Annotated in this window: 20 protein-coding genes; 17 read left to right on the forward strand and 3 right to left on the reverse strand. The window is 53.3% G+C overall.

Going from position 1 to position 22,380, the window contains the following annotated elements:
• Nucleotides 1-17: 17 nt before the first annotated feature.
• The 4 genes from PQG83_RS00545 to PQG83_RS00560 all read left to right on the forward strand — a co-directional run bounded on the left by PQG83_RS00545 (nt 18) and on the right by PQG83_RS00560 (nt 4,876).
• Nucleotides 18-488: a DUF4231 domain-containing protein gene (locus tag PQG83_RS00545; RefSeq protein ID WP_312745501.1), complete on the forward strand. Its 471-nt coding sequence runs from the start codon at nt 18-20 to the stop codon at nt 486-488.
• A 181-nt stretch (nt 489-669) separates the two neighbouring features.
• On the forward strand, nt 670-2,442 hold the full coding sequence (locus tag PQG83_RS00550) for a hypothetical protein (protein ID WP_312745504.1): 1,773 nt from the start codon (nt 670-672) through the stop codon (nt 2,440-2,442).
• Between the two features lie 19 nt (nt 2,443-2,461).
• The gene (locus PQG83_RS00555) at nt 2,462-3,217 is read left to right on the forward strand and encodes a hypothetical protein (protein ID WP_312745507.1); all 756 of its coding nucleotides are present in this window, start codon (nt 2,462-2,464) and stop codon (nt 3,215-3,217) included.
• Between the two features lie 105 nt (nt 3,218-3,322).
• Nucleotides 3,323-4,876, forward strand: a complete 1,554-nt coding sequence (locus tag PQG83_RS00560; protein ID WP_312745510.1) for a peptidoglycan-binding domain-containing protein — start codon at nt 3,323-3,325, stop codon at nt 4,874-4,876.
• A 101-nt stretch (nt 4,877-4,977) separates the two neighbouring features.
• Here PQG83_RS00560 and PQG83_RS00565 read toward each other — a convergent pair whose 3' ends face one another.
• The gene (locus PQG83_RS00565) at nt 4,978-5,124 is read right to left on the reverse strand and encodes a hypothetical protein (RefSeq protein ID WP_312745513.1); all 147 of its coding nucleotides are present in this window, start codon (nt 5,122-5,124) and stop codon (nt 4,978-4,980) included.
• 258 nt (nt 5,125-5,382) lie between these two features.
• Here PQG83_RS00565 and PQG83_RS00570 point away from each other — a divergent pair, with 258 nt between their 5' ends.
• Together PQG83_RS00570 and PQG83_RS00575 are read left to right on the forward strand one after the other, a co-directional pair.
• On the forward strand, nt 5,383-6,747 hold the full coding sequence (locus tag PQG83_RS00570) for an APC family permease (RefSeq protein WP_312745515.1): 1,365 nt from the start codon (nt 5,383-5,385) through the stop codon (nt 6,745-6,747).
• Nucleotides 6,748-6,851: 104 nt separating this feature from the next.
• Complete coding sequence (locus PQG83_RS00575; protein WP_312745516.1) at nt 6,852-7,523, forward strand: protein-L-isoaspartate(D-aspartate) O-methyltransferase; 672 nt, start codon at nt 6,852-6,854, stop codon at nt 7,521-7,523.
• Nucleotides 7,524-7,551: 28 nt separating this feature from the next.
• Here PQG83_RS00575 and PQG83_RS00580 read toward each other — a convergent pair whose 3' ends face one another.
• Together PQG83_RS00580 and PQG83_RS00585 are read right to left on the reverse strand one after the other, a co-directional pair.
• On the reverse strand, nt 7,552-9,405 hold the full coding sequence (locus PQG83_RS00580) for an alpha-amylase family glycosyl hydrolase (RefSeq protein WP_312745519.1): 1,854 nt from the start codon (nt 9,403-9,405) through the stop codon (nt 7,552-7,554).
• A gap of 421 nt (nt 9,406-9,826) precedes the next feature.
• Entirely contained in the window at nt 9,827-10,333 is a 507-nt protein-coding gene (locus PQG83_RS00585; RefSeq protein ID WP_312745522.1) for a universal stress protein, read from the reverse strand.
• 998 nt (nt 10,334-11,331) lie between these two features.
• Between PQG83_RS00585 and PQG83_RS00590 the strand changes: the two genes are divergently transcribed.
• The 11 genes from PQG83_RS00590 to PQG83_RS00640 all read left to right on the forward strand — a co-directional run bounded on the left by PQG83_RS00590 (nt 11,332) and on the right by PQG83_RS00640 (nt 22,378).
• Nucleotides 11,332-12,246 (forward strand): alpha/beta hydrolase, encoded by a 915-nt coding sequence (locus PQG83_RS00590; RefSeq protein ID WP_312745524.1) that lies wholly within the window; start codon nt 11,332-11,334, stop codon nt 12,244-12,246.
• Nucleotides 12,247-12,690: 444 nt separating this feature from the next.
• On the forward strand, nt 12,691-12,912 hold the full coding sequence (locus tag PQG83_RS00595) for a type II toxin-antitoxin system HicB family antitoxin (RefSeq protein ID WP_312745526.1): 222 nt from the start codon (nt 12,691-12,693) through the stop codon (nt 12,910-12,912).
• Nucleotides 12,909-13,121, forward strand: a complete 213-nt coding sequence (locus PQG83_RS00600) for a type II toxin-antitoxin system HicA family toxin (RefSeq protein ID WP_312745529.1) — start codon at nt 12,909-12,911, stop codon at nt 13,119-13,121. The genes PQG83_RS00595 and PQG83_RS00600 overlap by 4 nt, the downstream gene beginning before the upstream one ends.
• 361 nt (nt 13,122-13,482) lie before the next feature.
• Nucleotides 13,483-13,623, forward strand: a complete 141-nt coding sequence (locus tag PQG83_RS00605; protein ID WP_312745531.1) for a hypothetical protein — start codon at nt 13,483-13,485, stop codon at nt 13,621-13,623.
• Nucleotides 13,624-14,015: 392 nt separating this feature from the next.
• Nucleotides 14,016-14,207: a hypothetical protein gene (locus tag PQG83_RS00610; RefSeq protein WP_312745534.1), complete on the forward strand. Its 192-nt coding sequence runs from the start codon at nt 14,016-14,018 to the stop codon at nt 14,205-14,207.
• Between the two features lie 235 nt (nt 14,208-14,442).
• Nucleotides 14,443-15,543 carry a fructose-1,6-bisphosphate aldolase/phosphatase gene (gene fbp, locus PQG83_RS00615; RefSeq protein ID WP_376753620.1) on the forward strand — a complete coding sequence of 367 codons (1,101 nt, stop codon included), beginning with the start codon at nt 14,443-14,445 and terminating at the stop codon, nt 15,541-15,543.
• Nucleotides 15,544-15,830: 287 nt separating this feature from the next.
• The gene (locus PQG83_RS00620; RefSeq protein ID WP_312745540.1) at nt 15,831-17,126 is read left to right on the forward strand and encodes a glutaredoxin family protein; all 1,296 of its coding nucleotides are present in this window, start codon (nt 15,831-15,833) and stop codon (nt 17,124-17,126) included.
• A 169-nt stretch (nt 17,127-17,295) separates the two neighbouring features.
• Entirely contained in the window at nt 17,296-19,023 is a 1,728-nt protein-coding gene (locus PQG83_RS00625) for a sensor histidine kinase (RefSeq protein WP_312745542.1), read from the forward strand.
• Between the two features lie 510 nt (nt 19,024-19,533).
• Nucleotides 19,534-20,619: an MlaE family ABC transporter permease gene (locus PQG83_RS00630; RefSeq protein ID WP_312745544.1), complete on the forward strand. Its 1,086-nt coding sequence runs from the start codon at nt 19,534-19,536 to the stop codon at nt 20,617-20,619.
• Nucleotides 20,620-20,621: 2 nt separating this feature from the next.
• A complete protein-coding gene (locus PQG83_RS00635) occupies nt 20,622-21,416 on the forward strand; it encodes an ABC transporter ATP-binding protein (RefSeq protein WP_312745546.1) in 795 nt (264 codons plus the stop codon).
• A complete protein-coding gene (locus PQG83_RS00640; protein WP_312745548.1) occupies nt 21,413-22,378 on the forward strand; it encodes an MlaD family protein in 966 nt (321 codons plus the stop codon). The genes PQG83_RS00635 and PQG83_RS00640 overlap by 4 nt, the downstream gene beginning before the upstream one ends.
• The last annotated feature ends 2 nt before the right edge of the window (nt 22,379-22,380 follow it).

A 22,380-nucleotide genomic window follows, 5' to 3' on the forward strand; every position in this document is an offset into this window, starting at 1 on the left:
CGCGAAGGGAATTCGCTATGGCCATGGCAGAAGCCGAATACCTCGAGCAGCGGCTCGACGATCAGATCAATTGGTATGGCAGGAAAAGCGCCGCCAACCAGACGGCATACAAGGGTCTTAGATTGATCGAGATCATCGCGGCCGCCGCCATTCCGTTGCTTGCGGGGTATAGCCAAACATCAGGGTATGTCGGTATGACCATCGGAGTTCTCGGCCTGATCGTCGCCGTCCTCGCGGGCATCGTGAGCCTGTACCGCTTTCAGGAAAACTGGAACGAATATCGCGCGGTCGCCGAGTCGCTCAAACAGGAGAAGTTCTTATACCTCGCCCGGGCCGAGCCATACCGCGGCGATCAGCCCTTTGAATTGTTGGTGCAACGCGTCGAGACAATCCTCAAAAGTGAAACAACAGGTTGGGCACAGGCCATGCGGGCTGCCGGCGCAGCGGACAAAGCCGCACGTGAGCGCCAAACCAACCTGACAGAGTAACCTGTGGGCGAACGCTGTCAGGCGACTAGGGTGAACGCCGTGTAAAGCCCGCGTTCGGGACCGTACCGGTTTTGAGTCGGATTTCATGGAAACCCCCGCCGCATTTTGAATAACTGTACCGCGGCGCGCGGGATGAGTTGGGAACCGCGGACGGCGAATCTACATTTTAAGGGGGAAGATCATGAACGCAGCGCTGATTATGTTCGGGATCGAGGCGGGGGTAAAACTGGGCACCAAACTGAACGACGTCCTCGTGGACGCGACGGTCGAGAAACCCATGCTGTTGCCCGTCGGCGAGCTCTTCGGAAGCGTGAGAGAGAATGATGCGATCGAATTTTTTGACGAGCACACCGAACTCACCGAACGCGGGCAGCCATACCACGGGCTCTCCCGCGCGGACAAGCTCAAGGCCTACCTAACGCTGAAGCAGATCGACGACCGGGCCGTGGGATCGGGCAGCGTCTCCAAGGAGGCGATAGAGATTGTCTCCAACCTGCAGAAGCTTCAGCAGTACAAGCAGGGCCTCGGTTCCAAGCCGGCCCTGCAGCGGGTGGTCGGCACACTCGTCGAAATCGGAATCGACTATTTCGTCACGCATCCCGAGGCGATCGGCGCGAAGTCCAATGAGCGCAAGATTCTCCAGGCTTTCATTAAGAGTCTCGACGAGGTCAATTTCGCCGAGGGTACGCACACCGAGATTGTCGCTGACGTGGTGGTGTTCGCGCTCGACACGCTGAAGGTGAACACATCTTTGATCATGGATGACGCACGGCTACAGGCGCTCGTCGGGGGTGTCACGAACTCCCTTCTCATGGACATCCAGGCTGCAGGATCCAGGGGAGCGATAACGCGACGGGAGAATTTCGTGCGCCGGATCGGCTCCAGCATCTTGAAAGGCGGGGCTCTGGCTTTCAGCCAGAACATTGACCTGTTCCTCCCGAAGGAAAACTCGGAAGCCAAGCAGCTGGTCAGCTCCACCCTCACACAACTACTCGACGGGACACATGGCAAGGAAGACCTCTTTACCAACGAGTCCCTGGAGCTTCTTTTCCACAGCGCCCTAAGGGCCGTGGCGGAAAACCCCAAGGTATTCTCGGATGATGCGGTTTTGCAGGAACTGATCAGCCGCACCGTCACGGCCATGACGGATACGACGGGCAGGAAGGTGTTTTCCTCGGAAACGGTCACAGCGGTGCTGAACCAAGCGCTATTGGTCGGCGCCGAGAACATCGAGACGCTCATCGATCCGGCCAATCCTCAGAAGCAGCTGCTGGCGAACGCCACCCGGGCTGTCGCGCAGAGTTTGAGCGGCTCGCTTGCCGGGGGAGGGACGGTGAAGGACCTGCTCTCGCATCAGCAGCTTGTCTCGCTCATGGGTGTCGTGTTCAAGGAGATCGCAAAAAATCCTGAGCAGCTCCTCGGAAACGCGTCACTCGGGGACCGCAAGGCCGCTCTCGCACAGATCATCGGCTCGGTGGCGCGCGCGCTCGGCGACGAACCCCGACGATTTGTGAACGGCAAAGGCTTCGTGCTGCTCGTCGAGACCGTGATGCAGACGGCTGCGAAGAACGCCGACAAGCTACTGAACCTCGATACCACGAGCACCCGCGACAATGTGCTCTTCGCGGTTATCCAGCAAACGGTCGACGCGATACTTGATAAGGGAGATCCCCGGGAGCTCCTGAACCGGGAGGTGTTCCTCCACTTGGCCGGGCAGATCCTTCCCGTCGTGTCCGCGAACCTCGCCGGACTCGAGGAGGCGCCTGAGGCCGTCCGTGACGCGGTCGGCACCGCGCTCGGCCTCGCGCAGGGTGACTTGAAAGGGCGCATCAACGGAGAGAACCTTCCAACCTTGGTTGTCGGGCTCCTCACTGAGGTTCTATGGAACGAGCTCGATCTCACCGAGGCCACCGCCGTGCTTCAGTCCGCCACCCGCGCCCTCAAGGCCGCTTAACCTTACAAAGGAGCCGGATATGCAACACAAGATCTTTCAAGCGGTCTTTCACGCTGCATTATTGGTGACGCTCGCATTCGCATCTGCCTGCACCACGCTCGATTACCGGAGCGTTCAGGGTGAATTCGCCGATGCCGTCGCGGCCGACAACGCCTGGTCGGTCTCGCCTCTGGGGGGCAACGCGGCGGATGGGCTCTACGGGAGCATTCATACCGAGCTGACCGACATGTACATCGCAGGACTCGACGCCCGGCTGCGGCCGAACGCCTGGTTGCTGCGTGCGGTGTCCGCCTGGCGTCTTGGAGACTTCTCCGACGCCCGGACCTCGGCGGTCGCGGGCATCGACAAGCTGTCAGAAGTGCAGCGAGGGTCGCGCGACCACGTGATGCTGGCCATGCTCGACGGGCTCATCATCGACTCCGATTTGCTCATCAAGTTTCGGGACCGCGGCAATCGCGTCACAATAAATGACTACCAGTCAATTTTCTCGCCGGACTTTGACACGGGTTTGAAGGCGCTGGACGATGGCTTTGCGCAAGCGGGGCCGGCGACCCCTCCAGAGATGGGCTGGTACTACCACTATCACCGCTGGAGGTTGTTACAAAACTGGCGCACCGTCGTCAATAGCATCAACGACCAGGACCGGGCGACTGCTAGAGCGGACTCCGAAGGCAAGGTCGGCCAGGATCTGCGCCAGGCCATGGAGGAGGAGAAGGGAAAGATCCCCGACAACCATCCCTTGCATCTGCTGATCTTCGCACACGAGAAGAGCTGATCGGGTCACGATCATGTCGAGAGACAATGCTGCGCACGGTGCTCCTGGTGAAGATCGCCAGGGCGCCCGATTGCGGATGCCTGAGAGAACAGGAGAATGCACCCGATGACAGAACGAGAGACGCTGAAGTACTTGATCGACGACGGCACGGTCGCCACGACCCTGCGCAAAGGCTCCTCGGCACGGCACGCCATTGCCGCGCTCCAGACCCTTCTCCACTGGCTGGGGTTCGACCGCCAGCTGAAATGGGAGAAATTCGGCGCCGACGGCGACTACGGCAAGGCGACCACCGCCGCCGTCGCCGAGTTCGCCAAGCGTAATGGTAGCAGGGCGAACGGTGCGCGGGTTACAAGCGCTCTCGCCGAGAAGATTCTGGTCCGCTATGACTCGCTGGAAGAGCTGAAGCAGCTTGCCGAGGACGTCGAGAAAAACAGGATCGAGAGGTACTACAAGAAAGGAGGAAGGGATCGGGTCCGGATCGCCACCCTCCAGACCCTACTGCAGGAGCTGGGCTTCGCCGGGGAGTTGAACTGGAAGAGGTTCGGCGCCGATGGAGATTATGGGGTCTCAACCGCCGCCGCAGTAGCCGCCTTCGGAAAACAGGAAGGCGTCGAAGGGGACGGGAAGGTGCTGCCGATGCCCCTGGCCGAGCGCATCGTAGCCAGGTTCAACCCATTGTACGGCGAGAGCTGGCATGACCCGGCGCACAAGGCGACCCCGGCGCCGGGATCTCTCAGTGTCAAATCCATTAAAAGGAACAACAACCGCCAGTACCTCATGGTCTCCGACGGCGTTCACCAGAAGCAGTTCAGCAAGTTCCGGCTCGGCCTGTTTACGACCGGCAATCAGACGCCCGCCGCCTTCGTGGAGACGCACGCGAACAAACTGCTTGCTCTCAAGGTGACTCAGTCGGAGATCAACGTGATGATTGCGGTGGCCGAGAACGAAGGGAACCTGGACGCCATCAACACCTGGGATAACGCGTTCCTGTCATTCGGCCTGTTCCAGTGGACCGCAGGACAGGGCAGCGCCAAGGGGGAACTACCGGCGCTGCTGGCGCGTATCAAGGACGAGGACCGCGACCTGTTCGACAAGTACTGCGGCCAGCACGGCCTCGATGTGGTGGGGGTCACACCCGGGCCGGTGTACGGCTACTTCTCGCTCCGTGGAACCACGATCAAGACGCCGGAGACCAAGGAGCAGCTACGGCAAGCGCCCTGGGCGTTCTATTTTTGGCTCGCAGGGCAGGACGCGGCCGTCCAGGCAATGGAGATCAAGCACGCCCTGGGCAGGCTAGACCAATTTTATAGCACCGAAGGCTACACGGTCGACGACAAGTACCTGGTGTCCGAACTGGTGACCTCGGAATACGGCGTTGGCCTGATCCTCGACAACCACGTCAACCGGCCGGCCTACGTCAAAGCTTGCCTGGCGAAGTCACTCGCGCAGACCGGGCTGCGCAATCCCGGGGGATGGGGCACCGAGGAGGAGCGCACGCTCATTGACGCCTACCTCCAGATCCGGTTGACCCACGGCCGGTCCCCGATGACCGACGCCGAGAAACGCGCCCGGGTGACGAAGAAGTATTTGACGGCTGGCATCATCTCCGACCGCCGAGGTTCCTTCAAGCGCTCTTCCTCCTCCGGATCAATTCCTTGAGTGTGCAACTACAGATGCCCCTTAATCCTGACCGATTGCAGTGCGATGCGCCTGGCTTGGATTGACGTTTCCACCTGGTTAAGATTGGGAGCGCGGCGCTCCTACAAAACTCTCGCACCGTCGTCAACAGCACCAACCAACAAGACCAAGCGATCGCTAGCGAGGACGCCGAAGGCAAGGTCGGGTAGGGTCTGCGCCAAGCCATGGACCAGGAGAAAAAAGAGATCCCCGATAACAACCCCCTGCATCAATTGATTCTCGCACTCGAGAAGAGCTGATCGGGCGATATTGTCTACTTAAGCCGAATTGGGGAATTAATCTACGTGTGTAGCAAAGAACCTCATTCCTGATAAATCAGTGGTTTATTGTCCGGTGCGTTGTCTGCTCAGCGTTGGATTTTCATTAATTTGACATTGCCGATCCTTTTTGCACTGATGTCCCGTCGGCCGGGATTTCACCCTGAGTGTCCTTCAACTGCAATCAAATATTTCCCATTGGACAAGAACGTGACTGAGCTCCCTCCCAAGCAGACAGACTCCCCGAAAAGGTCCCGTCGGATTAGCGGGTTTACGGCCACGTGTGTGCTGGTCAGCAGTGTGATCGGAACCGGGATTTTTACCACGACGGGTTTTATGGCCCGGGACCTTGGAGATCCGTGGATGATTCTTCTGGTATGGGGAGCGGGCGCGTTGCTGGCTCTCATGGGGGCGATGTGTTACAGCGAGTTGGGTGCCGCATTCCCTTTTGTCGGGGGAGACTATGTGTATCTTCGGGAAGCCTACCATCCCTTTTTCGCATTCCTGAGTGGGTGGGCTTCATTTACCGTGGGCTTTGGAGCCGCCATTGCCGCAGGCGCCATGGGATTTGCCTCCTATGTGGTCCAACTCGCCCCGACTGAACCGTATTCCATTTTCCTGATCAAGGGATTTGCCCTGGCCTTGATTTGGAGTCTGACTGCGGTTCATGTGGCAGGCGTTGGCCCGGGCGGTGTGCTTCAGCAGCTCCTCACGGCCTTAAAGATTGGAGCAATTCTGCTTCTCATCGTTGGAGCCTTCACGGTAGGTCATGGTGATTGGCAACATTTGGTTATGACCCCGCGAAAGCCGGATGTCGGACTGGGAACACTGGTGGTGTCCTTTATTTTTGTGACCTATGCCTATTCGGGATGGAATGCCGCAGGGTACATTGCAGGAGAAATACTCAATCCGACCCGTTCTATTCCCCGAACGATGATAGGCGGGACTCTGCTAGTGGGCACGGTCTATGTGGTGCTGAACCTGGTATATTTCTACGCGTTACCGATTCAAGCTTTGGCCGCACCTCCGCTCATGCCGGTGGCGGAAAAAGTCGCGGTAGGAATGTTCGGTCAGGCGGCGGCTCAATTTGTCACCATCATGTTGTGCATTTCCATCGCCGGTGCGGTGAGCGCCATGATATGGACCGGGCCACGGGTCTACTATGCCATGGCCAGAGACGGGTTTCTGCCTGGCTTTTTTTCAGATACGGAACAGCATCATGGCACCCCGGTTCGTTCCATTGTGCTCCAAAGTCTGTGGGTGACGGTATTAGTGCTTTCAGGAACCTTTGAGCAGTTGGTGATTTACAGCGGAATGGTGATCACCGCCTTCACAGCGTTGACAGTCGGGGCCGTCATTATTCTTCGTCAACGTCGTCCGCAACTCGTTCGTCCCTACCGGGTTCCCTTCTATCCTGTCTTGCCCGTAGGCTATATTCTGGTTGCCGGAGTGATCATGCTTTTTCTTAGTGTGGAAAAACCGGTTGAAACCCTTTGGGCCTGTCTGACCCTGAGTGCTGGTATTCCCCTCTATTTCCTGATGAGAAAGCATAATGGAGGATCTGGGGCCACATGAACATAGCAATCACACCGAGGAGAAAAATACATTCACTTGCCTTCTTTGTGATACTTGGTGGAGTATGGTTTATTCTGTCCGGATGTGGAAATGGAAATCAGGCTATGACCCAACAAAATAATCACTCACGACAGGTTGAACGGGATTCGATGGTGGATACCCAAATCGTGGCGGGGGGTGTCACCGATCCAACCGTTGTCGCGGCCATGCGCCGGGTTCCACGGCACCGGTTTATGCCTGAGTCACATGCTGAAGATGCCTATGGAGATTTTCCACTCTCTATCGGGTATGGGCAGACGATTTCTCAGCCTTTCATTGTCGCGTATATGACGCAAACCCTGAAGTTGAAGCCTGAGGAGAAGGTCTTGGAAATAGGCACGGGTTCCGGGTATCAGGCCGCCATTCTGGCTGAATTAGTTTCAAAAGTGTTTACGATAGAAATCGTCGAACCACTCGCTGTGGAGGCAAAAAAGACGCTGGCAGAACTTGGATATGACAATGTGATTGTACGGGCTGGTGATGGCTATCAAGGATGGCCGGACGAAAGCCCGTTTGATGCGATCATTCTGACGGCAGCGCCGAACCATATTCCCGAACCACTCTTAGAGCAACTGGCAATCGGTGGACGTCTCATTGTTCCCGTCGGAGACTACCCTCAACGTCTTCTCTTGATCCGTCGCACCGAGGAGGGATATCAGGAAACCGAATTGTTACCGGTGGTGTTTGTGCCCATGACGGGCGAAGCCTTAACGAATCCTCCCGCAACCGAGCCTTGACGGACTTCACTTCCGTTGACCACCTTCTTTACTCATAGATGACAAATCCGCCCGCAGGAAGAGTGAGCACGACGGCTTTACCATTTCTCGACTCAACCGTCGTTTCCTGACCGATCTGTCCCGCATTCGTTGAATAGAGACACGTAAGTGTTTGGCCGGTGTGATGCAGTCCGTCATCAATCGTCACCCAGGCGCTTCGGGGAGCAGCATAGTCGGTATTCATCGCCAGGAGAATTTCCCGGTCATTGAAGATTCTGGACCAGGGAATTACTGAACGAATCTGCCCACCCAGCATGCGCGGCAGCCCGAAGTCGATCCCATTTCCGGAAATTTCTCTCAGATATTGTCGACCCCGCCGTAACGCAAGCTTGTTGCGTCGAAGGCCTAGTAGGATCGAGAGTTGCCGGTACGCCGGACTTTCTTCATTGAAGAAATGCCGTTGATGGCTTTGAAAGGCGCCGAATTCTCCTCCGAACATACATTCGCGAATGTATTGATCACTCTGCCCGCGCCCGTCAAAATACTGTTCGCTGCCATAGTACATGCAGGGGATGCCCATCGTGAGGGCGTTCAGCGCAAGGACATTCAAGAGTCCGTCCGGCCCGGCAGGATCAGCACAAAACCGGGCTTTGTTTTCTCCCTTTCGTACTTGATCATGATCATCAAACAGGGTCACCACCCGGTTGCGAAACCAGACGTGGGATTCTTTCTGAACCAGGATGGAATTCCGGAATAACTGGAAATACTCCTCCGGATTGCGATAGCCCTTCACGAGGTATTCCATTTTGTCCGGGATGTCGTCGACGCCAAGTGCGGCATCCAGGCCGGTGGTTTCGAGTGTTTGAAATGCGCGGGTTCTGCCTCCGGTAATTTCGCCAATGAGGTAAAAGTTTTCTTTGCCGATGGATTGGGTGAATTCATGGATCACCGAGGCGAAGTACCGGCTGGCTCCCAGGTCCATATGTTTGACGGTATCAACCCGATACCCGTCGACGTCCGCAAAGGCAATCCAGAATTTGTACACCTCGGCCAGAGCCTTAAGGGCATCCGACGGCTGATACTGATCGACGTCGCCCGAACCGAGTTTGATATTTTTCAGGTCAAAGAAATCCCCCTCAAGGAATTCCGGTGAAAAATCCCAATTGTTGATATGGCCTTTTCGGGTAAAGGCCTGAGGGTCTTGGAATTCCTGTGGCCAGATGGCACCGTGCGGCCAGGCGGCAGGATGGCTTGTGATGTCGAGTTGTTGGAAGGGGAGAGTCGGTTCTCCGAATTGATCATGGAACCCTTGCACGTCATATTGATTGCCATCCCAGCGGGGGTCGTTGAAGATCTGCCCGTTATGTTCGGTCCGATAGCGGTTGGGATTGTAGCGAAATACATCTCCCGTGTGGTTGAGGATAATATCCAGAATAACGTAGATTCCGTGAGCGTGAGCGGTCCGGACAAGGGTTCTCAGGTCTTCTCGTTGACCAAAATGCGGATCGACACCCAAAAAGTTTTGAATGCCATATCCATGATACGTGTCTTTAAATTTCACCTGTTTGAAAATGGGACTGATCCAAATGGCGGTCACGCCGAGACGTTCAAGGTATCCCAGCTTGGTCGTCAATCCGGATAAATTCCCTCCGCAAAACTTCTGTCCCGCTGCCTTCCAATGAGATGCATTCGCATTGCCCGCATCAGTTGGCTGAAAGAGGGGAGTCGAGCCACGCCGGACGACGGTCCCGTCATTGCTTCTGTAGCCTTTTTCATGTCCGTCCGAAAAACGGTCGAGCATTAAAAAATATAAAACCTGATCCTCCCAGGCGGCGGGAGAAGGAAAAAACTTTCGGTCACTGAGTGAGGGCAGATCCACCTCTTGAAGATTCTTTTCTGTCATGAAAGACTCCTTTTTTTAGATCTTCAGAAAATCGTGTGGGCGAACCCTCAATCCGGTTCTCAATCCCCCTCCTTTGTAAGGAGGGGGCAGGGGAGGTAGAAACACCATATCGCAACTGTTGACCAAATTTTCCTATTGCCAGCAAGATGCCTAAAGATCCGAGACTCTACCTCACCTTAGTCCTCCCCTTACAAAGGGGAGGAATGACCGGAAGCGTTTTTGGTCGCAAATACGTGACAGAATGGCTGACTCACACAAAACCCAGAAGAGCATCTTCTTTTATTCACGATGGTTATGGCCAATCATGGCTGAAATATGGCCCGAATTCCCGTGTCGCCTGTCGGATAGTTTTGGTCATTCACCAAACCGAAACCCTCGATAATGGAAAAATTTTTCTCAGGGCGGGGTTCTTGATTCACCATCAGGCAATGACCCAAACGGCAAAGCCCTGACCTTTTTTGGCCAGCTCTTCGCCCACATGGTGATGAAATATTTCTTTGAAGCTGGAGTACGTTTCCCGTCCAACGACGATGGTTCCGCAATGCTGTTTGTGAGCTGTCCCGATCAATTCACCAACAATATCCGGCCGGTGGATGGATTGAGAAAACACGACGCTGACCATGGCGGGTAGTACCCCAATCCGATACAGAATCGTCTTGGCGTTATCTAAGATTGGTTCGGCATCCTTTTTTGCCTTCTCGATCCATTGAGCCTGCTCTTTTTTTAAAGTCTCATCCAGCTTTTGTTCGGTTGCCGGATCTTCAGCGCCCCCGAATTCCAAAAATTCGGGAGGAATCGGAGGGAGGATATGAAAGAGCACGACATGAAAATCTTCCTGGTCCCCAATCATTTCAGCCACGTAGGAGACGCTTCGAATGGAAGAATCGGAACCGTCGACACCGACGAGTAATGTTTTATCCCTTACCATAGATTACTTCCTTCATGTGACGTGAATGTCGCACCCCCCTAACCAGGATCGTTGGCGGCTTTTGTTCATCCGAAGGGTATTCTAAGAAATCACCTGCTGGACTGAGCGAGCTGAATGCCTTCACCACATTATTCCCTTAACGAGGTCTTCCTCAACGCCTCCCGGTTTTGGCTACGACTGGGGACGATTGTTTGACCAGAAATAAGTTGTCCACCAAGACACTGTCGCCTTAGACCTGGGCAAACAGGATTCTGAGTATTGAGAAAACCGGTTCAATTCTACACGGGTTAGCCTATGAGGTGAAGGGCTGCACAATATTGTAAGAGCGTAGACCATTCACATGCGGATATCCTCGTGAGATCTGGAGTGCTACAGTTCATGCGCAGAGGTTGGGAAGGAAAAGGAGCAAACGCTTCACAGTCTTTGCTCAAGACACAAATGGGGTTGTGTGGGGATCACTCAATTCTTGAATAGATTGGGTGTGTCGGGTTTCTTTAAGTGGCTACGGTACCTACAAATTTGAGTTCAGCGCGATGGAATTGATTGTATGAGTACAGTCGGCATTAAAGAGCTGAAGAACCGTCTCACCCACTACTTACGCCTGACCTAAAAAGGGGAGGAAATGATCGTGACCGATAGGGGAAAACCTGTTGCGGTGATTCACCAAATCAACTCAGATCAATGGGTCCTGACCCGGGAAGGACGGCCGGCCCAATTAGCTGCACAGGGTAAAATCTGCTTCAGCAATTGGTCGGCGAGCCCTCCCTATTGGTGTCTTCCGATAGTCAGCTGCTTCAGGCGGCCACAGCCGAGAACTTAACTGTCCGTCATATTGCTCTCTAGGCATTTACTGATCAGCCCGGTTTGTGAGCTTTTAATCTTGCAAAACCTCCGGGTCACGAAATAACCCCATTCCCATCACAGTTTCGAAAATGTTCCTGGTTTCTTTATATGGCATCTTTGAATAAAGAGCTTTTCTTGGACCTGAAAAGAATCCTGTGAGCTGGAAATTACTGTATTGGATCCTTGGGCTTATTGTTCTCCTGCCATTCTTCAATTTTCTACTGGGCGTGCATCCGCCGAGATTTCAAACGGATGATGACCCCAAGCGCTACGGGTTGGACTACGAGTCGGTTTCATTCCCCACCTCCGATGGGTTAACCCTGAGAGGGTGGTTTATTCCCGCAGCCTCTGCATCACGGGAATCATTGCGCCAAGGAGGGATGGCATGGAATACGTGCGGGACTGTTCTGGTGGGCCATGGCTATCCTTTTGATAAAGCCAATATCCTTCGGCACGCGCTCTTCCTGCATCCCCGCTTTCATCTTCTCCTGTTTGACTTCCGGTATTTCGGTGAGAGTGATGGTGCCTATACCACGGCCGGTCTATTAGAAACCCGTGATGTCCAGGCCGCCGTTGAGTATGTTAAAAGTCGGAACGATGTGAATCCGAAATCAATCGGGGCCCTGGGATTTTCCATGAGCGCGTCAGCTTTCATCATGGCGCAGCATCCCGATGTCAAAGCCATTGTGGCCGATAGTCCCTATGCCACCCTGGAAGGACTCATTGCCCGGCAGTTTTTTTTCTTTCCGGGATTCACAAAATGGCCGCTTGTCGCACTGACAAAATTCTATTCCCGGCTCTTCCTGGGTGTACGAGTCAATGATGCGGCCCCGGCCGAAGTCGTGCGGAATCTCAACACCCCTTTGCTGGTCATCCATGGGGATGCCGATTCGCAGGTCCCTCTTGAGCATTCGCGGACCATTTACGCCAACGCCGATCCCGAAAAGACAGCGCTCTGGATTGTCCCAGGGGCCGACCATGGCTTTGCCCACGGGCTTGAGGGTCCTCGATATGAGTTGCGGGTGAGAGAATTTTTTGAGCAGCATTTGTGCCCCGCTGCACATACCTAAAGGGTGTGTAGCGCGGGTGTATTGCGTGATATCCTGGCTTCTCCGCTCATTCCTCCCCCGTCACTTCCTGTCATCCCGACAGTTGTTATCGGGAATCCATCTTGGTTTGTTCCCTTCAATATCTGTTGGAACATGGGGTATGTGTTGAGCCAACTGTAGTGTCCAAGTGGTTGCGGTAATACGGAGGACGTCTCGGCTGGCAGGCTAAATCTCTGGGCACTGAAGCAGCCCTAAGGTTGCGGTATCTCTTAGCTCACAAGAGGCAACCAGGGTCTTTCCCGGTCAGCATTTTTGGGCCTCCTCGTGTGAATCGTAAGCATGGGAAAAGGCCACTTCATACAGTCCAGGCCATTTTTAAATTTCCTCCTCCCGAGGTAAGTTCCCCATTACCTGAAGAAGGGCAGTGTGATAAAATCCGAAGTGATGCCATAAGGAGGAGACCCCATGTCGAATGTAGAATCCTTCAAAATTGAACTTGAGCAGGAAGATGACGGGCGATGGATTGGTGAGATTGCCGCCCTGCCGGGGGTGATCGCCTACGGGACAACCAGGGAAAACGCATTGGTATCCGTACAGGCCTTGGCTTTGCGTGTGTTAGCTGACCGATTAGATCACGGCGAGGTAGTGCCGGACGAATTGATGAACGTCTCTTTTGTTGGCGCATGAGTCAATGGGCATCGACGTCAGGAAAACGGGTGCTGGCGGCACTCCTCAAGCTCGGGTGGCGCATCAAACGTCAAACCGGGTCCCATAAAATACTCACACGGGAAGGATGGCCAAACGTCGTGTTTGCCTTTCATGATGGCGAAACACTAGGACCAAAAATGTTGGCTCGAATTGCCAAAGCCACCGGGCTGCATCCTGAGGATCTCTAGCTTCATCATCGAAAGCCTCAAGTTCAGACGGTTCCTTCCAAAAACAAAACGACTCCTCAAAGCGGCATAACCCGACGAATCCCTCTTTTTTCCCCTTCGTGATTTTCAACACGTTTCATCTGCTGGAGTATGGGGCATGAGTTGAGCCAACTGTAATGTCCAAGTGGTTTTTGGTATTGCCGGGTTTCGCCACGGCCACCATGGTTTTGGGTCCTTTTGCCGAAACAAAAGGACCTCGGCTGCCGGGACGAACACCGGCACAAAAAGACATCAAGAATGCACACGGTTCATTTTTTGATTCAGGTCATCCTTCCCATGAGAATGGATCCGGGAACCGATCCGTTTGGGACCAACGAGACCAATGAAAGGTGATGAACCGCGGTATGGGGCACGATTCCTTAAACAGCACGAGTCGCTCTGTGTAGCAAAATGTCTCTGGCGAGTGGTGATCGGCGGAAAAGAGGACACCAAACCAGTCCTCTATATGGCACGAGAGAGCTGAAATGAGGGGGCCTTCAGATTCCTCAAATCCCACCCATCCCACCAATCCTTTGGTGCACAAGATCTGTTGAATTTTGTCCTAACCCATGTGCAACAAAGACCCAAAATTCCTCACTTGGGAATCCTATTGTCTGTTCAACCAGGCGTGTGCAGTGAGATCATCCGGCTTGTGAATAATTATCTTGTTGATTGTAAAGCCATTAATTCATTTGGCCTTATTGTTGCTTCAACCTGCTCCGAGAGAGGGAAGCAGTATTGAGACGTGCCCAGCACTGGAAGAGGGGGAAATAAATGCTGACCATTGTAGCCAAAAATTTTCCATCCCATTCATGAAGGGGAATCGTATTAAATTTTGCCAAAGCTCGTCTAAAGCTCGTGTAAGGAGATTTTAAGATGAAAGAAAAACGTGAGACGGAAAATTTTATGAATACCCCATCAGCACACAAAGGGTATACGGTCTCTCGCTCCTATCTTGCAGAAGTTTTTCTGGACAAGCTGTGGGAACAAAATTATCGATCTGAAAAACTTTCCAAAGCTGATCGTGATTCACAGGCTGATTCCCGAATTCCAGGAAAAAATTCCTGAGTGTCATCTGGAGAAGGATGCTCAAACATTCATGTAGGATTTGGTGCCGAACCCTAGGCTTGGGCGAACGTTCCTGTCCGGCAGAAATCCAGGATTCGAAGCCGGCCATGATCAGCCGCGAAGCGTTCGCTTTTTCAGCGGGAGGGATGGGCAATATGTCGAAGAAGTATTGAAGGCTATGTGGTGAGAGGCGGAAGAAATCTTCGTGTTTTTTGAGAAACGGGGAGGTGTGATGATGAACATGACGCTCAGTGTAATCAAAGCGGATATCGGTTCTATCGGAGGACACATATGCCCGTCCAAGCGCCTATTGGAAACTGTTCAATCATGGGTGGAGTCCAATGGCCGAAATCTTATTCAGGATCGGTACATCAGTTTTACTGGGGACGACATTGCCATTGTCATGACGCACACGAGGGGAGTCGGCAATGAGGACATTCACAAGATGGCATGGGAGGCTTTTCTTGCCGGGACGCAGGTCGCGAAGGAACAAGGACTCTATGGGGCGGGACAGGATTTGCTGAAAGACGCGTTTTCGGGCAACGTGCGCGGGATGGGGCCGGCAGTGGCCGAGATGACTTTTGAGGAGCGGCCCAATGAACCATTTTTGTTTTTTGCTGCCGATAAGACAGATCCCGGTGCGTATAACCTCCCCCTTTACCTGGCATTTGCGGACCCGATGAACACGCCGGGCCTCATGCTCGCGCCATCCATGTCGGAGGGGTTTAAGTTTGTCATTATGGATGTCAACTGTACTGATGGGGATCGCATCATTGAGTTGAACACCCCGGAAGATTTATACGATGTGGCCGCCTTGTTGCGTAATCCGGAGCGGTATGTCGTGGAGTCGATTTGGACCCGGGCCACAGGCGAACAGGCCGTCGCCGTCTCGACGTCACGATTGCACAACATTGCCGGGCGCTATACCGGGAAGGATGATCCCGTTATGCTCGTGCGTGTGCAAAAAAACTTCCCGGCGACGGGAGAGGTTCTAGCCCCATATGCCATCGGCCCATTCGTGGCAGGCGGGATGCGGGGATCTCATAATATGCCCTTTATGCCCGTTCCCCTCAATTCCAGCATTAGTTATTTCGATGGTCCTCCCGTCGTCAGTTGCGCCGCCTTTGCCATGCAGAAAGGCAAACTGACGGAACCGGCGGATGCCTTCGCTCATCCATTTTGGGACCATGTGCGAACCCGCGTTTCGGAAAAATCCATCGACATGCGCCGCCAAGGATTTTTTGGGCCGGCCATGCTCCCGATGGCCGAATTGGAATACACCGGCATCGTGGAGAAGCTCAAAAGACTCGATGGCAAGTTTGCTATCAGAAACTAATGGCTCACTTTTGCCAATGGTAAGAGAACGTTGTTCGGATGCCTCATCCATAACGGGAGGCTGTCTTCATACGTGTAATCCTGGAGTATATTACCGCTCTGATTCAGAAAGAGTGGTTTTTTCAGGTTATTGGCCTCTCAATGCGAACATGGTGGTCATTGGGAGCTGCTCCGGGTGAATCCTGGCCCCTTCGTCGTTGTAGTCCCAAATTCCTAGCAATCACGGATATGGACATTTGAAATGACAACCGATGTTGAGTGGGGATGTTGGTGGGTGTTCTCACCTGAATGAATCTACGCAAACGGAAAAATCTGCTTTCTCTCTCTCATACCTCTCAAAAGCCAACCGGACAGCAGTGCGCCTGGTATTTGAAGAAACGAGGATGGCCTCCTGTCCTCTTATGCGTCGCGTTTGTCCTTGTGGCGGTGCTTGGGCTGTCCGGGAAACCGGCTGTTGTTCCGGAGCAGGCTGAGAGTGATCTTGAAGTGTTTGTTCGCCAGGGATGCCTGCATTGCGAAAAGGCGAAAAGCTACCTGACCCGACTGAAGCAACAATATCCCCGGCTCACCGTAACCCTTCGCGATATAGGGGAAGATCCCCAGGCGTTTCTTCGATTAAAAACATTAGCCGCGAAATTCGGCCTTTCGCAATTGGGAGTCCCGGCCTTCTATGCGCGAGGAGTGCTGCTCATCGGTTTTGAGTCTGCGGAGACAACCGGGAAGCAACTGGAAGAACTCTTAGGGCGACCACCCCCGGAGGCAGGAACGTCTTCTGATGATGCCTGTCCGGTTGAACCCGATAGGCCCTGTCCCCCGGTATCCACGCAAAATAATGTTGGGGGGAAGAGTATTCAGGTTCCTTTTTTGGGTGACCGGACTCTTCCAGAACTCGGCCTACCGCTTTTTACCGTCTTTCTTGGTCTTCTTGATGGATTCAATCCCTGTGCGATGTGGGTGCTACTGTTTTTACTGGCGTTGTTGGCCAACCTCCGGGATCGACGCAAGATGTTTCTTCTGGCGGGAACATTCGTCCTGGTCAGCGGAATGGTGTATTTTGCGTTCATGGCGGCCTGGCTGAATATCTTCCTGCTCATCGGGTATGTGCGCATCATTCAGATTATGATGGGCGGACTGGCCGTCGGAATCGGCCTGGTGAACGTCAAAGAATTTGTAGCGTTTGGACAAGGCCTCTCCCTTGCCATTCCCGATTCAGCCAAACCCGGACTGTATGCACGAGTCCGGAAAATTTTAGCGGCGGAACATATGAGCCAGGCCATGATCGGCATTTTGGTATTGGCCATTTTGGTGAACATGATCGAGTTCGTCTGTACGGCCGGGTTTCCGGCCCTGTTCACTCACGTGTTGAGCCAACAGGGTCTCACCACGTTGGAATATTTTGGGTATATAGGTCTCTACAATCTGGCCTATGTTGCCGATGACGCGGTGTTGGTGACCATCGCCGTGGTCACCCTAAGCCATCGTAAATTACAAGAACGAGAGGGCCGATGGCTGAAGTTGATCAGCGGATTGGTGATGCTGAACCTGGGATTACTATTGCTGTTCGCTCCAACCCAATTATTTTAACGTGAGCCTGTCCGAAGCCAAAGGTTTCAGCGCACTTGTGATTCCTAAGTAAGAGTTCTACAGTAAGAGCGTTCCCACAAGTGAACAAAGATTCTCCCACGAATGTCCGTATGACATTGCAAACAGAAAAGGGTCTCAAAACGTTCCCTGGAGAGTTTGTGGAGGGTCCGTGTTGGCTAAACACGAACACGATCTCTTGTATGGGCAGCAGATAGAGCAACTCTATGCCCTTGCACCGGTTGGGATTATTGCCTCTCTGGTTAATGGCTCCATTCTGACTGTTATCCAATGGAACGTAATCTCCCATGGCCTGTTACTGACCTGGTTTGCCGGCCTGTTCCTGCTCAACGGGGCATGGACCCTGCTCTGGTATCAATTTACAAACGCATCTCGACATCCGCAAGATTCCCATCGCTGGGGGCGGAGATTTCTAGGCGGGACCCTTGCCTCCGGCATTCTTTGGGGGACAACCGGTGTCGTACTCTTTCCTGAAAGCTCCATTCCGCATCAGATTTTTTTGGCATTTGTGGTAGGAGGCATGATTGCCGGGGCGACCGCAGTCTATGCGCCCTTGCAAGGGGCTTTTTATGCCTATGTTCTCCCGGCCATGACCCCGCTCATCGTTCATTTCTCTCTCCTGGAGGATGAACGGCATATGGCCATGGGAGGCATGTGTCTCCTTTTCGTGACCATGATGTGTGTCACCGTACGACACAACCATTCCGTCACGATGGCTTCAATGACCTTGAACCTCGAATTGGGCAAGTCCAACCAAGCCCTGCAACGCGAAATCGGTCAGCGTGAACAAGCAGAGGTGGCTCTTCGGGAAAGCCGGGAACAGTTACTTTCGATTGTGCAATCAACCGACGAGGGGATCATCTCGTTGAATAGTCAGGGGAAGGTCATGTTGTGGAATACAGGAGCGGAAGCCTTGTTTGGGTTTTCGATGGAGGAGATGAAAGGTCAGACGTTAGAGTGCATTATTCCCGAACGGTTTCGTCTGGCTCATCAACAGGGAATCTTGCGGGCCTCGCGAGCGGGGAGAAAGACCGTTGAAGGAGAAATGTTTGAGCTGATGGGACTTCGACGGGACGGCAGCGAATTCCCTCTTGAACTGTCTCTGGGATATTGGCACAAGCACGGAGAGATCTTTTTTACGGGTATTGTCCGGGATATCACGGCACGCAAGGAGGCAGAACGGGCCCTCAAGCACAGAGAGCGGGAACTCGAGCAGAGCCAGGAAGAGCTCCGGGCTCTTGGTGCACAACTCATTTCTGCTCAGGAAGATGAGCGCCGCCGTCTCTCTCGTGAATTGCACGATGATATGAATCAACGCTTAGCCATGCTCTCCCTCGAGATAGACTCTATTCAGAGGTCTCTGCCGGAGTCGGATCCGATGCAGAAGGCTCTTCACCACCTGAATGATCAAGTGTCTAGGCTTTCCGATAGCGTCCTGCATCTGGCCTATCAGCTTCATCCGTCGATTTTGGATGACCTGGGGTTAGTCGTGGCACTCCAGTCTTCTATTAAAGAATTTTCTCAATGGGAGAACATTGCGGTCATGTTTCAACCCCGGGATGTCCCTCAGCTCCTGCCTCAGGATATTGCGTCATGTGTGTATCGGTTGACGCAGGAATGTTTACGAAATGTGGCGAAGCATGCGGAGGCGTCGCAAGTGTCTGTGGAAGTGAGAGGGGTAGAGAGTGGCCTCCAACTTGTCATTACGGATAACGGTAAAGGATTCATCCCTGAGTCTGGCTTGCGAGGCACTCGCGGGTTAGGGCTGATTGGAATGAAAGAACGAATTCGTGTGGTGCAAGGCACCTTTGAGGTCAAGGCCACCCAGGGTAAAGGCACCACCGTTACTGCCTGGATTCCACTCTCCCCAACAAGTTAACTCCAATTGAGAAACTTTGTCTTTCCTTCCAACAAATCTCTCCCTTCATTCAAGCCTATCTTTAAAATGGCTGAAATCTTTTGGCAAAAAATATTCATCTTTACTCCTGAGAGAAACACGACAGCAAGGGTTGTGCTCAAAGGATACAACATTCAGGACTCAGGGTTTTTCGGAGAATTTTGAAAATAGATAACATCTCAGATGTAGCATTTCGCGCCACTGTCCCCAATGTGGAAGAAATATCATTTTTGGTAGGGTATTGAGAGGTGATTTTAAGAAAAACATCCCCAGTCCGGGGTTCTAATATGGTTTTTCAAGAAATCACCATACGGGAGAAAAGTTTATGGCGCTGTTCATATTTCCAGGCATTCCCATTGCCGTTGGTTTGCCCTAGAGAAAGGACGCAAGACCCGGCTTTGGTTCCCAAAGCCTTTTGGTAATCTTCTCACGCAACTTTTCCGGTTACCTATGACTGGAACACCTCAAGATAGAGAGCCTCATGTCCTCATCATGGATGATTCCATCATTCGTTGTGAAGGGTCATGGATCATACCTCATCTCACAATGCTGAATACGATACTGACGGAAATCCAGTGGCCGCTGGTGAGAGATCTGGTTTGGGATGTGGTGAATATTCGGGCCATGGATACGGGTGGTGCGATTGTGCTGTATCGGACGATTATGGAGCTTCGTTCCAAAGGACACCAAGTCTCGGTTGAAGGCCTCCGTCCGGAGTTTGAGGAACTGATGCAATTAGTCTCGAGCCATTGGGATCGAGTTCATCCCGCATTGCCTGGGAAAGAGCATAAACAGAAAAATTTCATATGGTGGGTGTCCCGGCATGCCGGACATATGGTGAACGCGCTCGCGTTTGTCGGAGAGGCGACGGTTCATATTTTCCGCTCACTCCGACGACCTTCATTAATCCGATGGAGGGCGTTGTTCCATAGCCTGGACCGGGATGGTTATCATGCGTTGCCGATTACCGGGTTACTCGCTTTTCTTATGGGTGTGGTGATTGCGTATCAGGGTGCCGAACAATTGCGTCAGTTTGGAGCCAATATTTTTGTGGTGGATCTCGTCGGCATCTCATTGTTTCGTGAAATTTCTCCCTTGATCGTGGCCATTCTGATTGCCGGGCGTTCGGGATCAGCCTATGCCGCTCAGATTGGAACGATGAAGGTGACGGAAGAGTTGGATGCCGTCAGGACCCTGGGACTTTCGCCCATGCAATTGCTGGTACTTCCGCGGGTCTTTGCGCTCGTCATCGCGGTTCCCCTTTTGACGGTGTATGCGGATATTCTGGGAGTCATCGGAGGGGCATTGGTGGCTTCCAGTCAGCTGAATGTCAGCGGAGTGGAGTTTGTAAGTCGATTTGAAGAATCCGTGGCGCTCCGGCACTTTTTCATTGGGATTGGGAAAGCCCCCTGTTTCGCCGTGATCATCGCCATGGTCGGCTGTTATCAGGGGCTTCAGATCAGGGGTAATGTCGATGATGTGGGAAAGAGAACCACGATTGGGGTGGTTCAAAGTATTTTTCTGGTTATCGTGTTTGATGCGGTGTGTAGCATTGTCTTTAGTTGGTGGAATATTTAACGATGGCATCAGAAGCTATTCATCACGCAAATCCTGTTATTGAAGTGAGCCACGTGTGTACCCGGTTTGGTGACGCCGTTGTTCATGAGGATGTCAATTTAACGATTATGTCTGGGGAAATCTTTGCCATCGCCGGTGGCAATGGTTCAGGGAAATCCACACTTCTCCGGGAAATCATTGGATTACATACACCGGCCGAGGGGACGATTCGTCTTTTCGGACAAAACGTGTCAGGGATGGGAGAGCGGGGGGCACAGAATGTGTACCGGCGTTTGGGGGTCATGTTTCAGCAGGGCGGTTTATTCAGTTCGCTGACGTTGGCGGAAAATGTGGCCGTGCCGTTAAGAGAGCATACGGATGTTTCAGCGGAATTGATTCGCGACATTGTGGCCGTGAAAATTGCCACGGTGGAATTGCCTATGGACAGTGCCGATAAATTCCCCAGTGAATTAAGTGGGGGTATGCGGCGACGAGCGGCCTTGGCACGGGCGATTGTCATGGATCCGGAACTCCTTTTTTTAGATGAACCCACTGCCGGTTTAGATCCCATCATTGCGGCCGGATTTGATGCCTTGGTCCTGCAGTTGAAAGCGGTACTAGGATTAACGGTGGTGATGGTCACGCATGACCTTGATTCTCTCTGGCGCATCGCCGATCGTGTCGCCGTGCTCGGGAACGGCACCATCCTGGGGGTAGGCACGATGCACGAACTAGCGGAATCACGCGACCAGATTATTCATGAATATTTCCATGGTCCCCGGGGAAGGGCGGCCCAGAGTCAATATGAGGTTTCATGATGGAACCGCGAGGGAATTACGTCATTGTCGGAGTGTTCGTCTTTGTGCTGGGTGCAATTGCGGTGGGAATGGTGTTGTGGTTGGGGAAATCAGATTACCGCGGTGCATATGACCAGTACCATGCCTACATGCGGCAATCCGTGTCCGGGTTAAGCGTCGACTCGACGGTGAAATATCGGGGCGTGAATGTGGGGCGAGTGAAAGAGATTGCATTGAATCCGGATAATACCGAGGAGGTGCGTTTGACGCTTGATATTCTTCGGGGCACACCTATCAAGACCGATACGGTTGCGACGTTGGAGACGCAAGGATTAACCGGATTGGCGACGATGAATTTGGAAGGAGGAAGTCGCGAGGCACCGAGATTGGAACCCGAGCCGGGTCAAGCCTATCCGGTCATTCAGACGAAACCCTCGCTCTTCTTTCGTTTGGATATGGCCATTTCGCGTCTCCTCTCAGAGCAGGGGCTTTCCAAGCTTTTGAGTAGCCTGCATGGGTTGAGTAAAAGCACTGCGGCTTTCATGAATGAGGAAAACCGGTTAAAGATGGAAGGTATTCTGAATGACCTTGCCAGGGTGTCTCACATCTTGAGTCGGCATCAGGAAACCATCGTCCAGGGAATCGACCGGGCGGCTGAAGCTGCCGAGAATCTGGCCATCCTGACCTCTACCGTGAACCAGGACATGCCAAGACTGGTCGCGCGAATTCACCAGAGTGTCACAGCGGTCAAGACGGTGGCGGAAGAATTGGCCCGAACCGGAAAGACGTTGGAGTCCATCGTTGAGGAAAGCCAGCCGGAGATTCAGCAATTCACGCGCGAAACCTTGGGTGAAACAGGGCAATTAGTCATCGAACTCCGGCAGCTGACAAACACGTTGCAACGAGTGGCTCATCAAATCGAGCAGGAACCCGATTCGCTGATTTATGGTCGACCATCTCAACCCAGAGGTCCCGGTGAGTAAAG

Origin of the sequence: Candidatus Nitrospira neomarina (assembly GCF_032051675.1) — a bacterium.
In the GTDB taxonomy this organism is placed as follows: domain Bacteria; phylum Nitrospirota; class Nitrospiria; order Nitrospirales; family UBA8639; genus Nitrospira_E; species Nitrospira_E neomarina.